The organism is Streptomyces caeruleatus (genome assembly GCF_001514235.1).
In the GTDB taxonomy this organism is placed as follows: domain Bacteria; phylum Actinomycetota; class Actinomycetes; order Streptomycetales; family Streptomycetaceae; genus Streptomyces; species Streptomyces caeruleatus.
In genome coordinates, this window is sequence record NZ_KQ948944.1 from 66259 (window position 1) to 80921 (window position 14663).

Below are 14663 nucleotides of genomic sequence, written 5' to 3' on the forward strand. Positions count from 1 at the left end.
GGCCCCGCATCGCCGGAGCCGTACCCGCCGTCGCGGTACCAGCGCCCGCGCTGAGCCCTGCGCGCGTTCCCGAACCACCCGTTCCCGAACCACCGGCGAACGACTGCTTCGAAGCTCCCGCCCTCGGCCCCGACTGGTCCACCCTGCGCCGCCCGGCCGGCCGCGACTGGATCGAACCGGCCCCGGGACGGCTGCGCATCCGGGGCGGCCAATCGCCGGTGGGCCGCCGCACGCCCAGTCTGCTCGCCCGGCGGGTGACCGCCCCGCGCTGCTCCTTCGAGACCAGCCTGACCTTCTCGCCCCGCACCCCCGACCACCTGGCCGGTCTGACTGCCTACTACAACACCCGCAACTGGCACTACCTGTACGTCACGGCCGAGGACGACGGATCCCCCGCCCTGCGGGCACTGAGCTGCGAGGCCGGCCGTCTCGTCGCACACGAGCCGGCCGTACCGCTGGAGCCCGGACGCCCGGTCGTCCTGCACGCACAATTCGACGTGCCAGCCCTACGCTTCTCGTACGACACCGGCCGGGGAGTCCAGCTGCTGCCGATCGAACTCGACGCCACCGTCCTGTCCGACGAGCACGCCGACGAGTTCCACGACGGCCAGTTGCGCGTCCTCGGATTCACCGGCGCCATGCTGGGACTGTGGGTGCAGGACCTCGACGGCGCCGGTGTCCACGCGGACTTCGCCTACGCCACCTACCGGACCTCCCAAAAGTCCCCGATGACGGCAATACGCCGACGGAGATGGCCACGGTATCCATCCCCGGGGCAGATTGACCGTTCGAGGGGCGAGAGGGCGTACGCCTCCGTAAGCAGCCGCTGAAGGATGACAGACCCAGACCTTTTTATGCGGCACAGGATGCCACGCGCTGCTCGGCCCAGATGATCTTGCCTTTGCGGGTGTGGCGGGTGCCCCAGCGTTCGGTGAACTCGGCGACGAGGAGGAGGCCCCTGCCGCCCTCGTCGGACAGTCCTGCTCGGCGCAGATACGGGCTCGTACTGCTGCCATCAGAGGCCTCGCAGATGAGCGACTGGTCCTTGATCAACCGCAGCCGTATCGGGTCGGCACCGTAACGGATGGCATTGGTGACCAATTCGCTGACCACCAGTTCTGTGACAAAGGCAGACTCCAGCATCTCCCATGCGGTGAGACAGGCGATGACATGCCTGCGCGCCTCTGCCACGACGGCCGGATCGCTCGGGAGCTCCCATGTGGCGACGTGGTCCCGGCCGAGGGCACGTGTGCGGGCGATCAGCAGCGCTATGTCGTCGTCCGGGGATTCGGTCCGCAGTGTATTCAGGACCGTGTCGCAGAGGACTTCCAGCGAGTGTTCGTGACGGGACAGGACATGGCACAGGGTGTCCAGCCGTTCATCGATGTCGTGGTCGCGAGTCTGGAGGTGCCCATCCGTGAACAACGTCAGCAGGCTGCCCTCCGGCACCGTGGTCTCGGTCGCTTCGAAGGGGAGGCTGCCCAGGCCGAGCGGCGGGCCGGCCGGCAGGTCGAGGACCTGTGTGCTGCCGTCCGGATGAGCCAAAACCGGGGCCGGGTGGCCCGCCCGGGCAATGGAGAGGGTACGGGAGACGGGGTCGTAGATCCCGTACAGGCAACTCGCTCCGACGTCCCCGGAGGCAGTGGCGCTTTCGGGGTTCTCCCCCTCACGCTCGTACGCTGCGTGGGTCACGATGTCGTCGAGGTGGGTGAGTAGTTCGTCCGGAGACAGGTCGATGTCGGCCAGTGTACGTACCGCGGTACGCAGGCGGCCCATGGTGGCGGAGGCGTTGATGCCGTGGCCGACGACGTCGCCGACAACCAGGCCGACCCGCGCGCCGGGCAAAGGGATGACGTCGAACCAGTCGCCACCCACGTTGGCTTCGCCGCCTGCTGGCAGGTAGCGGGCGGCTGTCTGCACGGCGGCGTGCGTAATCGGATGCGGGGGCAGCAGGGCTCGCTGCAGCGTCAGCGCGATGCCGCATTCACGGGCGTACCGGCGGGCATTGTCCACATGGAGCGCGACCCTCGCGACCAGATCCTCCGCGAACGCCAGATCCTCAGGGCTGAAGGGCTCCGGACATGCTGCATGCCGCAGGAACAGAACCGCGCCCAAAACGGTGCCACGGGCGCGGATCGGCACCGTGATCAGCGAGTGCGCACCATACCTGCGGCACCGGTCCGCGCGGACCTGATCATCGGCGAGCCAATCGACGATCTCCGGGTCTGTGAGGGCATGCAACTCGCCACGACCAGTGGCAATGGAGCGGATGATGGGAGATGAGGGTGGGTGGACCTGGCTCTGGCCGAGAGCGAGAGCTGCTTCACCGGCCCGCTCGTAAACGGACAGATGCGCGGCCCGGTGAAGTGCCGCTCCGCGGCCGGGGAGAATGGGCTCGGGCTGCTCGCCTTGGAAGACTGCGTCGAACAGGTCGACAGTGACGAAGTCGGCGAAGCGGGGAACAGCGACTTCCGTCAGTTCCCGGGCCACTCCGGCCACGTCCAGGGTGGTGCCGATGCGAGTCCTGGCCTCGCCCAGCAGTTGTAGCCGTTGCCGTGAATGGTGCTGCTGGGTGTAGTCGTACACACCGCCAGGCTCACTGCACAGACCTGACCGTCCGCGTCCTTGAGCGGGAACAGATCGACGGTCCAAGGGTGGGCTCTGCTTTCCGACGGGGCAGTATCCTCATGCTCCATATAGTCCGGTTCACCGGTCTCCACAACCCGGGAGATTCGACGCTCGGCTTCCTCGAACGTCGGGCCCTTCAGGAATTCGGTCAGATGCAGGCCTCGGATTTCGTCCTCGGTAGAGGCGATCAGCTCCGCCATCTTATCGTTGATCCGAAGCAGCCGACCATCACGGTCGTAGATGACGAGGGCGGTGGGGTACTGGTCGAATTCCCTCTGCAAAATGGTTTGCCCATCATCCACATCGGAGCTGTCCGTAACCGTGTGGGTCCGGTCCGTATCCGCTGCTGTCAATACGAACCCGACACGCTCCCCACCGTCCTGCAGCGGGTACAGACGCGCCTGCACGCCGCCCCCTCGCCCCCGCCAGTTCCGGAACCGTCTCCCGTCGTCGGAGAGCAACTCGGTCACGGGCCTGCCGATGACTCCGTTGGGGACATGACCCAGTAGTCGCTGAGCGGCGGGACTGCAACAAGTCACGCGGCCGCTCGGCTCTGCTATCACGACGACGGAAGACATGTCACAGCCAGGGCCTTGCTGCCCAGAAACCAGCCGCCCGAAGGGGAGGCCCATAGCGATCACCTTGACCCGGTCTGCTGCAATTGTCACGACCTATGCTCGTCCCCCCGGCAGTCACCTCGCTTCTGCTGCGGGCTTGTGAGTCGGTGGCGCGCGCGAGTCGCATCTGGGCCTTCAGCCCGGATCGCGGGTCTCGCCGTCGGCTGTTCGCGGGCACAATCGACGCGATCAACGGCGACCGGGCGCCCTTCAGAGCCTGTCGGAGGCTGCCTCCGGCTCGCGCGACGGAGGCGGGCACCTGGCGCATGTCTCTCTCGACCCAGACGATCACTCGCTCCCGCAGTGACCGACCGCGGTGAGGAACTGCTCCATCCGGACTCGTGTCGGTTGCGCGGAAACTGATCAGGCTGGGATGAGGGCGGATGTTCCCCCATATTCGAATTGTTTTGATGCGGTGGACGCGCTGGTCGCGTTCCGGTCCCATCTGCCGCCGCCGAGGGGAGCACGAGCGCCTGCGCGAGCTCACGCCCTCACGCTGGACGAGGTGGCCGCCGCCCTGGACATACGGCGGACGACGATCAATGGAGTCCGGTGCAACCAAGCCGCGGCCGCCGGAGTGCACCGCGTACACGCGCCTGCGGCAAGGGCGGCCTCCCTGACGTGGCGGCACGCGCCTGTGTGCTCGATTCGGTTGGGTGCTCAATTCGGCGACGAGGTGGGCAAGCGGCTCCGGATCGCGCCCAGTGGCGACCACGGATGGTCTCTGCGAAGCACGGGAGCAGCGCACGACTGGATCATCAGGTGGTCCGTCCGACGCTGTCGTCCTGCTGCGTCGCCTGAGGTTCTGCGAGGACCTCATCACATAGTGACGTGGCGTAGGGATGACTGGTCTGGAGGACCAGTGGGCGAACCGGCCCGGTCTCGTCGATCCGGCCGTGCCGCAACACCGACACTCGGTCGCACACGCTGACAGCCACGCTCAGGTCACGAGTGACAAGCAGGACTGCCATGCCCAGGTCTCGCTGCAAGTCGCGTAGGCGATCGAAGACTTCCGCCTGGACAGCGGCGTCGAGCGCGGTGGTCGGCTCGTCGACGATCAACAGGTCGGGTTCTCCGGCCAGGGCGGCAGCGATGAACACGCGCTGAGCCATGCCCGCGGAAATCTGGAACGGGTAACTCCGGTATGCACGTTCCGGGTCGGCGATCCCCACCAGCACCAACAGATCCAGGGCATGCTGGCGCGCCGCAAGCCTGCTCAGCCCCAGGCGGACCCGAAGGGGGTCGCCCAGCTGGCTGCCAATGGTGACCCAGGGATTCAGCTTGGACATCGGTCCCTGGGGAACATAGGCGATGCGGGTACCGTGCAGGTGCCGTAGCTCGTGCTCGTTCAGACGCGTGAGTTCCGTACCGTCGAAGGTGATCGAGCCGCCCACCACTCGACCGCCCCGCTGGAGCAGGCCCAGGATGCTGAATGCCGTCTGGGTCTTGCCCGATCCCGACCCTCCGATCAGGCCGTGAACTTCTCCGCGGCGCACGGCAAAGGTGACGTCGTCGACGACGACCTTCAGCATCCCGTCCGGCTGGTCGTAACCGATGGAAAGGTGGCGAACATCGAGCAGCGTGTCTGACGGACCCTCGCTGTCCCTGTCAGCGAAGGTGTCTTCTCCCGCGGCCGGCACGGCCACGGTCGTGTCCGTGGCGCAAGACGGCTCGGGCATCGGCCTCTCGCCGTGCAACTCGTCGCGGAGCGCGTTGGAAAGAAGGGTCAGCGCAGCACAGGCCGACGCGGCTGTCAGGCTCGACCACAGAATCGTGATCGGCCGAGTGTTGATGTTCGTGAAGGCGTCGCCGAGCGTCCCACCCCAGGTCGGCACCGACCGGCTGCCGCGACCGAGAACGTCCAGGACTGCCTGGACGGCCATGGCACCGCCGACCACGCAGATGATTGCCGGCCCCCTGACCACCCGTGGGATGCGCCGGGCGACGATCCGCCGATCCGACAGACCCGCAACGCCGGCCGCATCGACGTGGAACTCATGGCGCACCGAGGAGTCGACACCATGGACGACTCGGTGGAACACCGGCGCGACAATGACACCGAGAATGGTCATGGTGGACCACAGAGACGGCCCGAGCACCGTACGCGCGGCCAGAACAACCCCCAGCCCCGACAGCGCCATGAACGCATTGGTGACCCACGACGTGTCAGGCTCGAATCGCTTGCCGTACTGACCGACCAGGAGTCTGGCGGTCACACCGGTCACTGCGGCGGTCGCGGCGACCACGGCTGCTGCCTCCAGTGAAAGGCGCGAGCCCATGACGAGTCGGGAGACGAGGTCCCGGCCCGAGCCGTCGGTGCCGAGCAGACTGTGGCTATCCGGCGATTCCAGGACGGCGGTCGTGTGAGCCGTGTCCAGGTTCACGGGCATCAGTCCCGCTACCACAACCAGCAGTATCACAAAGCTGAGTGACACTGCCGCCCCAGGGTTGTCCAGAAGGCTCCGCACCCATGAGGGGTGGGACGCGTCCTCCCGCCGTGCCGCCCGGTCGAGCGGCCACGGTTCAGTCACAGGTGGTCCTTTCCTGAGAAGGCAAGCACGAGAGGCGGCACCTGGGGATTGAGCCGACCGCGGAGCAGTTCCACCGCCGGCTTGAGCACCACAATCACGTGACTCGCCGACAGCGGTGTGATCAACAGAGCCGGCCTGGAGTGAGCAGTAGTGCAGCCGGTAGAGCGCGCCGGGTCGACCCTGGACAACGCCGCGCGGTCTTTACACTCCGGCCGCATCGAGGCGAATCTGACGGCCGCCCATGGATCACGGACGTCTCATACCCGGGAGCCCAGATCGATGAGAAAGGTCGGCCCGACCGGCGTCCCTTCGCGCCCGAGGCGTTGACGACTCATTTGTGAAACCCGTGGAATTGGTTCGGTCACCACAGAGCGCATGTGCCTGCCCAGGTCACGCAACGTCGTCGGCACGTCGTTGTGCGTTGGCGAAGGCCAGGACAGGATCGCGGCCGCCGTGTCCCCAGGGAAAGGAGGTGACCACTCCCGCCAGGGCGTCGAAGACAGGCTGGGCGAGTGCTGGCTCCTTGGCCGCGGTGAGCGCATAGGCAAGCAGGTTGAGGTCGGCGAGTGCTGCCGCGTGGACCAGGCGGCTGGAGTGCCCCAGCCAGTGCGTGTGGGCACGCTCCATGACGCGAACGGCCTCGTACCCGCTCCACACGTGGTCCGCCGTGAGCGCCTGGATGCCGCCGTGCGCCTGTGCCGTGTGGTAGCGGTCGACGAGTGCGCGCAGGGGGAGACCGATGGTGGGTGCGGTGATGGGTGCCGTGGCAGCGACCTGGTCGACGAATTCAACGACCTGGGCGTGCGAGCCGCATGCGTGGGGCGCGAGGTACGCGTACATCTGAAGGTGTGCCTCACGGTGCCAGGGGTCCCGTGCGACGATCTCCCGCCAGACGGCGAAGACGTGGGAGGGCGGTTGGCGCTGCTGGCGCAGCAGCCCGAGACGTACGACCCACGGGTTCGGATCGGAGGGGTCGAGCATCGCCGCTGCCGCGCAGGCCCGGAGCGCCTCCTCGACCTCTTCCAGGTGTACCGGTGTCTGATCGCCGCGCGCCATCACTCCCCAGGCGAACAGGGTGTGGGCGTCGGCGTGTCGTGAGCGCTGTTCCGCCCAGGCGCGCTGGGTCGCCGGGCGGGTCGTCGCCGCGAGCACGGCGAGGCGATGGGCTCGACGGTCCCAGTCGTGGCCGGCGCTGTTGAGCAGCCGCTCAAGGATCGGGACCGCAGGGACCCGGGCATGCGGGGTGCTTCGGCTCGCCAGCCGGTCGCACGCACGGGCCAGTTCCGAATCGTCGAGTTCTATCGCGAGCCGGGGAGTCCGCTTCCTGCGGCGTGCAAGCATCATGGCCCTACACCATTCACTCTCGGTCGATGAGGCCCGTCCGCACGGTGGATACCGTGCGGACGGCGGTGTTCTGTCAGGTGGCGTCGACGTCGGTCGTGGCGAGCTTGGCGTAGAGGTCGGGCCGCCGGCGACGCATCCGCGCCGCGAAGCCCACGCCCACCAGGAAGACGGCAGGGTTCAGCGCGACCATGATCCAGTTGACAGTGGGGCTTGCGCCGGTGAACAGGTCCAGGTGCGTGCAGACAAGTCCGGTGGCCATGGCGAGAAGGAGGGCGGCCACCGCCGGTATGGTGCGGGTGCGCATCTGGCCCTCTCCGCGGCTGGCCCCGTTGCGACGGAAGAAGCCGACGACGGCACAGGCGGCGAGGGTCTGCAGCAGAAGGATGCCGACCACCCCAGGTGTGTTCAACCACAGGAGGAACTCGTTGTACGGGTGGGCGCCCAGCGCCGTGAACACGGCGACGACCGCGGCGGCCAGCACACTCTGGGCGATGCCGGCGATCCAGGGGGAGCCGTGCTCGGGGTGGACGCGGCCCAGGGCGGCGGGAAGGGCGCGTTCGGCCGAGAGGGCGTAGACGTAGCGCGTGATGGCGTTGTGGAAGGCGAGCAGGGCGGCCAGCAGGCTGGTGACGATGAGGACGCGCTGGACTTCGGTGGCCCAGGGGCCGACGTAGCGGGTCATGGCCGTGAAGAACATCTCGGCAGGATTCTGAGCCGCGGCCCCGACGGCTCCGTTGCTGCCGAAGGCCTGCACGATGACCCAGACGATGAACGTGTAGAAGAGGCCGAGGAAACCGACGGACAGGTAGGTGGCCCGAGGCACGGTGCGGTCGGGGTCGCGGGCTTCCTCACGGTAGAGGGCGGTGGCCTCGAAGCCGATGAAGGCCGCGGCGGCGAATCCGAGGGGCACGCTCATCTGCGAGGTGAAGACGTTGGACGGCGCGAAGGAGTCCAGGCTCAGCCCGTCCGCCCCGCCCTTGATCAGGATCGCTCCGGCGAGCAACACCAGGACGGCGGTCTCGGCGATCAGCAGCGCGGCCAGGATCTTCGCGCCGACGTGGATCGACCGGAAACCGAGGAACCACACGAGGAGGACCCCGGCGAAGGAGTAGACCGGCCAGGGCAGGTCGACGCCGAGGAGATCGTTCGCCGTACCGGCGGCGAAGAATCCGAAGGCGCCGAACGTGCCGATCTGCATGGCGTTGTAGGAGAACACCGCGACAAGAGCCGCGCCGAGTCCGGCCGGCCGGCCCAGGCCTCGGGCTATGTACGAGTAGAAGGCGCCCGCGTTGCGGATGTACGGCGTCATTGCGGTGAAGCCGACGGCGAACAGGCACAGCACGATGCCGATCGCCAGGTAGGCCACCGGAGCGCCGATGCCACCGAAGAGGATGGCCAGCGGGGCGACGCCCGCCATCACCGTGAGCGGGGCCGCTGCCGCGACGACGAAGAAGACGACATCGGCGAGGCCGAGGGTGCCGCGCTGCAGCTGCGCGCTCGCCTGCGATCCTGCGGGATCTTCGTACTGCTGAGGGACGGTCGGGACAATGGGCTCGGTCATGAGATCTCCGCATCGTGCGTGTGATCGGGCGAAGGGACGGTTTCCCTGTGCATGCGGGCCGGTGGAGACGAAGCGCTGATGACGCCGTGCTGATGCGGGCGTTGCTCTAGCGGCTCCCGGCACGTGGGCGGTCGGCGGTGCCGGTGCCATGAGTACGGCGGCCGGCGAGCCAGGTGCCCAGGACGGACAGGTGCGCGAGGTCACCGGGTACGGTCTCGACCGGATCAGCGGCGAGATGCACCAGGTCGGCGCGCATTCCGGGGCGCAGGAGGCCCCATTCCTTCTCCTCGAACGCCTGGTGGGCGCAGCCCGCGGAGTAGGCAGCCAGAGCGGTGGCGGTGGTGATCCGCTCTTCGGGGAGCCAGCCGCCTTCAGGCGTACCCTCGGGCGTCTGGCGAGTGACGGCGGTGGCGATGCCCCGCAGTGGTTCGTACGACGTGACGGGCCAGTCGCTCCCGAAGGCGATGCGGGCACCGTACCTGAGCAGGGAGGCAATCTGGTACTGCCGGCTGCCGCGTTCCGGACCGATCCGGGGCAGGATGAGCTCCGTCATCAGCGGATCGCACTGGGCCCAGAGCGGCTGAAGATTTGCTATCACCCCCAGTTCGGCGAAGCGCGGCAGGTCGTCCAGATCGATCAGCTCCGCATGAGCGATCACCGGGCGGCGGTCCCGGACACCGTTCGCCCGGGCGGCGGCCTCGATGGCGTCCAGGGCGGTTCGAACCCCGCCGTCGCCGATGGCATGGATGTGAGGCTGGAAACCGAGCGCGTCAACCGCCGTGACCGCCTCGGCGAGGTCGGCCGGCGTCCAGTTGGCGATGCCGTGCGAGTGCGGACAGTCGGTATAGGGCTCAAGCAGGGCGGCCGTCCCGGCCTCGACCACACCGTCGGCGAAGAACTTCACGGCGTGCGCGGTGAGCATGCCAGGCGCCGCGCTCTCCACACGCTCGCGGTCGGCCACGAACCGGGTGATCCGTTGACGCCAGTTGTCGGGCAGCAGGACGAACCCGAGATCGGCACGGACAGGAAGACCGGGCCCCGTGGTCGCGGCAGTGATCCACACATCGTTGTGGTGCGGCTCGACCCACGCATCCTGCAACCAGGTCACCCCGGCGGCAGCAAACCGTCCGGCTGCCTCACGCAGCGCGGCCACCTGCGTCTCGTGGGACGGGGCGGGCAGGAGGTCAAGAAGCGGATTCAGCGCGCCGAACTCCCGCAAAGTGCCCAGCGGCTCACGGGTTCCCGGCCTGCGCACGATCTCTCCGCCGACCGGATCCACCGTGTCCGCACGGTAACCGACCCGCCGCAGAGCCTCACTGTTCACCCACGCAGTGTGATGATCCATCGTCCGCAACACCACCGGACGGTCGGAAACAGCAGCGTCCAGCCACCGCGCATCGAACCGGCCCTCGGCAGCCAGCCACGGGTTGAAGCCGTCACCCGTGACCCACTCGACGTCCGGATGCTCCTCGGCCCAGCGTCGTACGACCGCTACAACCTCCTGGACGGAGGCACACTCACGGACCGGAACTCCGCGCAGGCCCAGACCTCCGAGCACCGGATGCACATGACCGTCGCCGAAAGCCGGCAAGAGGGCTCCTCCGGCCAGATCCACGACCTCAGTGCGGGGCCCACGGGCGGCGAGCGCCTCCGCTCCCACAGCGCAGATACGACCGTCCAGGACAGCGAGGGCCTCGCGGACGGGAACATCCGGATCCCCGGTCCGTACGACTCCCCCGGTGAAGACGATGTCTGCATGCATGGCGTGCGATGTGCCCCTTCCTGACCTGCTGCGTCACCCCGACCACAAAACTGAATGATGTTCGGTTGTTCGTAATATAGGCGGCGCCGCGCCAGGCGAAAAGACTTTTACTGAAGGACGTTCGGTTACCTTTGGGTAACGACGCTCGAGGGGTCGCGGGACGGCCGCACACCCCGCCCATCGGTAGCAGCTCCCTACACCGGCATGCCGGCGTCATGTGGGCGATCTCGAGGCGGCGGCAGTGCCGGTATCGGGGTGAGGCCAGCGGGGCCGCTCCACGCAGCGGCAAAGACAGGCCGGCCGCCGTCACCTGCTGCGGCGGCGGTTCAGCGGTCCGGCCGCGGCGGCCGGCGAAGACGTAGCGGCGCAGGATGATGAAGCGGCCTGTGCCGGCCAGGCTGCAGGCGCCCAGATAGACGATGGGTGGTGATCTCCATCGGGCCGGCCGAGACGGCGACCGAGACATCACCGGCGAAGACGACGGGGCGTCCGCTCGCGGCTAGGTCGAGCTTGCGCGCAACCAGTGCTGGCGGGACCGTCGCCTCGGGGATCCGGAAGTGCCGGGGATCTGGTTCGCGTCGCGGCTCCTGGCGGCCTGGCCAGCAGGATTTCCACCGTCGTGCCGGGCCGCCGGGCCGGTCGGAGGCGAAGGCCCGGGCGCGTCCCGCGGGCTGTCGAGAACGGCCGAGATCGGAGCGGGGATGTCGCGGCAACGGCAGGGCCGACGTTTCAGGGCGAGGTACGGCGGCCCGGCAGCCCCAGGAGTGGGGATGCCGGGCGCGGGGCTCTACATGAACGGCACGTTCACACAGGCAAGCCGCGAACCAGCCGTTCCGGCGTGACCTGCATGCGTGTGGGTCGCCATCTCGTGAATCACCACGGATCGAGCTCCGCCGTCACGGAAGCGCCAGTCCAGCGTGGCTATCGAGCGGGCGGAGCCGTCCTTGTTCGTGGTCAGATCCAGCCACACCTCGTTGTTCGGGTTGGCGAAAGCGGGGTCCACCGAGGGCTGCGTCGGATCCAGCTGGTCCTGATAGTGCGGGCCCGCGTCGGTGGGCAGCTTGCCGCACGGCTTGGTGTGGACATGGGCCCCGTAGACGCGGTCGGCCCCGAGGTCGCGCACGCGCAGCTCGATGCGCGTGCCGCCGTTGCGGCGCAGTTCCTCCTTGACCTGGACTCTGCTGCCCGCCGGCACCAGCTCGGGGTTGTAGGTCACCGCCTGAGCCCAAGGCGCCGTGCTCACCGGGGCGAACACCGTCCCTACGACCAGCTTCGGCACCGGAGCCTTCGCGTCCTGCGGCTCGGCGGCATTGGCGGTCGCCATCAGACCGGCGCCGGCGGCGAACGCGAGGATGCCGGCGGCAGCGACGAGGACGCCCTTGTTCAGGACGGTGAATTTATGCCTGGGCATAGTGGCCCCTCCATAACTGAATGGCATTCGGTTAGTGGCAATATAGGGGGCGGTGCGGCAGCCGGGAAGGCATAACTGAAAGATGTTCGGTTACCGTTGGGTAACGGAGGCCCGAACCTGTCACCACAGCGCCATGGCCCCCAAGGAGTTGTCCGACGACGCACCCAAGGGGCCCGGGCCGGACCGCGGGCACACGCCCTTGACCGACGGGCGCGAGACACGACGAAGAATCCCAGCTCGGTAGATATGAGCTGGGATTCGGTGGAACCTCATTCGGGATTCGAACCCGAAGCCTCCGCAACTACGAGGGCTGAAGGGATTGTGACGTGTGATGCGTTCCGACATCGAGGCTCCAGGGCCGAGCACCGCCGGATTCGCGCCGGACGCTCCCCTCCCCTGAGCCGCCCGCCACCAGTCGGCAAGGGGATCGGGGGACAAGCCCTCACTGCAGCGGTGGCCGCCCATACCCGGCCCCCGATCCAAGCCCTCCGTCTCCCCGCCACCGCGTCAGCGCGCTGGGCACCATGCCCTGCGACAGCACCTTCCACGAGCCCGGAGCCCCGAGCCTCGCTCGACCGCAGGCAGGGAGGTATCCCTGAGGTCATCGCTGGCGGCGAAGGCGATCAGCTGAAGGCGATCAGCTGAAGGCGATCACTTACGGATGAGCAGCACGGCTGCACCCACCACAGTGCCGAGCGCCACCGCGGCGATGCCGTAACCGACCCGGTGGGCGCGCAGTACCGGGAGGTAACGGTCGACGGCGATACGGCCGGGACCGGTGAAGGCCAGCCCTGCGGCACCGACCGCCACCAGGACGTCGAGTTCGATGCCACCGTCCTGATCCATCATGAAGAAGCCGCCGTGCCAGTTCACGGCCACAGCCGCGTTGATCATCGTGCCGAAGACGGCGGCCCCGGCCAGCGGCGTGAGCAGGCCGAGGGCAAGGCCCAGCCCGCCCAGGGTCTCGGTGAGACCGGCGACGAGCGCCATGACCTTGGCGGCCGGGAAGCCGGCCATGGCGAAGAACTGACCGGTTCCCTCGAGGCCACCGCCTCCGAACCAGCCGAACAGCTTCTGCGTGCCGTGCCCGACCAGGAGGAAGCCCAGCCCGATCCGCATGATCAGCAGGCCGGTGTCATAGGCCTGCAGCGAGACGCCCCTCGAGGAACGGGAGGAAGTCGCGGACGCGAGGGTGGGGTCGTCAAGGGTGGAGGTCATCGGGTTCTGCCCTTCCGTAGAGCTGAGGTTTCAAGCCGATCGCACCCCTTCAGTAAACTGAATGGTGTTCGGTTACCGGCAATATAGGCGAGCACCCCACGACCTGGAAGACCTAACTGAAAGACATTCGGTTACCTTTGGGTAACGACGCGCGGGAGCTGCGTCGCATCTGCCTGCCCGGGCAAGTGGCGCGCGCCGCCGATGGCCGGGGCGACGACCGGCGGTGCTCCGCCACTCCCCACTTCCCGGACGGGCGCTGTCGCCCGCCCGGGAAGAAGCGGAACCCGGATGTCACGGCCCCGCGCCAACCGGGGACGTTCCCGGCCGGCCATCGGCTCCCTCACCGGGCGACAGGAACCGGCCCGGTGTCAGAAGCGCCCCTCTCGAACCTCCGTACCGGCATCGGGGGCCGTGCTCACGACGCTGTAGATGTCACGGTTCGCGTCGCGTGGGCCCTTGTTGTGGTTGTACTGGAACTGGAAGGTGTACGTTCCGGGGTCGAGCGTGACGCCCGGACTGAGCGTCACGATGTAATCCACGGAACCGCTGCTGGCCGCGCTGCTGACCCTCGCCTTGTCCCCGAGCGAAGTCCAGGTGCCGGTGTTCGCCACACCGCCGGTCTGGGAAACACGCACGACGACCTTGAGCGCGGTGAGCTTCTTCGTGGTCGTCACGGTGACCACGCTCTTGCTCCAGTAGCTGTTCGGGGACACCACGGAGGTCCGGGCGGAGAGATAGCCGCTCGCCTTGGTCTCCGCGGGCTTTTCGGGCACCTGCTGAGGTGAGACGTGGGCCGTCACCGCCGCCTCCGCAGCGTGGTCGCTGCCGGGGTGGACGACCGCCGCGCCGCCCGCGGCAAGCCCGGTCACGGCCTTGGGGCCGGGGCGTGCCGGGGCGTGACCGGTCGGTGTCTTCGTCGGGAGCTTCCTCGAGGTCGGGACCGAACTCGGGGTCGACTTCGGCGTCCCCTCCGGGCTCATGCCCTTGTCGGGACCCAGGATCGGTTCGGTCCGCTCCTGGGCCGTCGCGGCGGACGGATGGGAACCGAGTCCCTTGGCGGCCCCAACGGCGGCCAGCAGACCACCGACCGAGACAGCGGCGCCGAGAATCCACCTCGAGACCGCGTGCCCGCCGCCCGCACCGACGCCCGCCCGCACAGGAGTGGGCGCCGAATGCGCACCGCGCCGCTGTTCGGCGACAGCCGCCTGCCACACCTCGGCGTCGGACTCCTCCCGGTCGGCCTCCGCGCGGTCCGTCGTACCGTTTCCGGCTTCATCACGGACGGCGGCCGTCAGGACGGTCGGGCTTGCGGGTGCCTCGGACGTCTTGGCCCGCCCGGATGTGGGCGGTTCGGTGCTCTGGCGCTGACCATCGTCCTGCGACGCGGCCCACGGAAGCGGTTGGTCCCATACGGCGCCGGCCCGCTGTCCGGAGTCACTGCCGTCCTGGGCGTCGGCCGCGGCGGGCGCCGACGGCGCGGAGGCGGGTACGGGGGCCGGTGCGGGTGCGACCGCAGCCTGTGCCTGAGGTTGTCCGGCAGCACCGCCCGTTCCTCCGCGCTGCTCGGCGGCGTCGTCTTCTGGTCTCATTT

At 68.4% G+C, this 14663-nt stretch carries 10 protein-coding genes and 1 pseudogene; 1 reads left to right on the forward strand and 10 read right to left on the reverse strand.

Features of this window, described 5'->3' with window-relative positions; all coding sequences use genetic code 11:
• Positions 1-50: 50 nt before the first annotated feature.
• A complete protein-coding gene (locus AQJ67_RS50915) occupies positions 51-830 on the forward strand; it encodes a beta-xylosidase family glycoside hydrolase (protein WP_425264224.1) in 780 nt (259 codons plus the stop codon).
• A gap of 22 nt (positions 831-852) precedes the next feature.
• Here AQJ67_RS50915 and AQJ67_RS40415 read toward each other — a convergent pair whose 3' ends face one another.
• From AQJ67_RS40415 to AQJ67_RS40455, 10 genes and pseudogenes are all read right to left on the reverse strand, one after another.
• Positions 853-2586, reverse strand: coding sequence for an ATP-binding SpoIIE family protein phosphatase (locus AQJ67_RS40415; RefSeq protein WP_244190766.1), 1734 nt, complete (start codon positions 2584-2586; stop codon positions 853-855).
• A complete protein-coding gene (locus AQJ67_RS49925; RefSeq protein ID WP_244190768.1) occupies positions 2475-3035 on the reverse strand; it encodes a PAS domain-containing protein in 561 nt (186 codons plus the stop codon). Before AQJ67_RS49925 ends, AQJ67_RS40415 begins: the two co-directional genes overlap by 112 nt.
• Before the next feature lie 15 nt (positions 3036-3050).
• Positions 3051-3260 (reverse strand): annotated as a pseudogene (locus AQJ67_RS50520) (hypothetical protein); the annotation flags it as partial.
• 743 nt (positions 3261-4003) lie between these two features.
• The gene (locus tag AQJ67_RS40425; RefSeq protein WP_159058919.1) at positions 4004-5629 is read right to left on the reverse strand and encodes an ATP-binding cassette domain-containing protein; all 1626 of its coding nucleotides are present in this window, start codon (positions 5627-5629) and stop codon (positions 4004-4006) included.
• A 537-nt stretch (positions 5630-6166) separates the two neighbouring features.
• On the reverse strand, positions 6167-7120 hold the full coding sequence (locus AQJ67_RS40430) for a hypothetical protein (RefSeq protein WP_062724497.1): 954 nt from the start codon (positions 7118-7120) through the stop codon (positions 6167-6169).
• A 73-nt stretch (positions 7121-7193) separates the two neighbouring features.
• Positions 7194-8681, reverse strand: coding sequence for an APC family permease (locus AQJ67_RS40435; protein WP_062724498.1), 1488 nt, complete (start codon positions 8679-8681; stop codon positions 7194-7196).
• 106 nt (positions 8682-8787) lie between these two features.
• Positions 8788-10443: an amidohydrolase gene (locus tag AQJ67_RS40440; RefSeq protein WP_062724499.1), complete on the reverse strand. Its 1656-nt coding sequence runs from the start codon at positions 10441-10443 to the stop codon at positions 8788-8790.
• Between the two features lie 787 nt (positions 10444-11230).
• Positions 11231-11854, reverse strand: coding sequence for a superoxide dismutase family protein (locus AQJ67_RS40445; RefSeq protein WP_062724500.1), 624 nt, complete (start codon positions 11852-11854; stop codon positions 11231-11233).
• Between the two features lie 651 nt (positions 11855-12505).
• Entirely contained in the window at positions 12506-13072 is a 567-nt protein-coding gene (locus AQJ67_RS40450) for a DoxX family protein (RefSeq protein WP_062724501.1), read from the reverse strand.
• Between the two features lie 368 nt (positions 13073-13440).
• Positions 13441-14661, reverse strand: coding sequence for a hypothetical protein (locus tag AQJ67_RS40455; RefSeq protein WP_062724502.1), 1221 nt, complete (start codon positions 14659-14661; stop codon positions 13441-13443).
• Between the last annotated feature and the right edge of the window lie 2 nt (positions 14662-14663).

Coding starts and splice junctions, on each gene's coding strand:
- AQJ67_RS40445 (WP_062724500.1), bottom strand. CDS start 11,854: ATGCCCAGGCATAAATTCACCGTCCTGAACAAGGGCGTCCTCGTCGCT.
- AQJ67_RS40430 (WP_062724497.1), bottom strand. CDS start 7,120: ATGATGCTTGCACGCCGCAGGAAGCGGACTCCCCGGCTCGCGATAGAA.
- AQJ67_RS40450 (WP_062724501.1), bottom strand. CDS start 13,072: ATGACCTCCACCCTTGACGACCCCACCCTCGCGTCCGCGACTTCCTCC.
- AQJ67_RS40455 (WP_062724502.1), bottom strand. CDS start 14,661: ATGAGACCAGAAGACGACGCCGCCGAGCAGCGCGGAGGAACGGGCGGT.
- AQJ67_RS40440 (WP_062724499.1), bottom strand. CDS start 10,443: ATGCATGCAGACATCGTCTTCACCGGGGGAGTCGTACGGACCGGGGAT.
- AQJ67_RS40435 (WP_062724498.1), bottom strand. CDS start 8,681: ATGACCGAGCCCATTGTCCCGACCGTCCCTCAGCAGTACGAAGATCCC.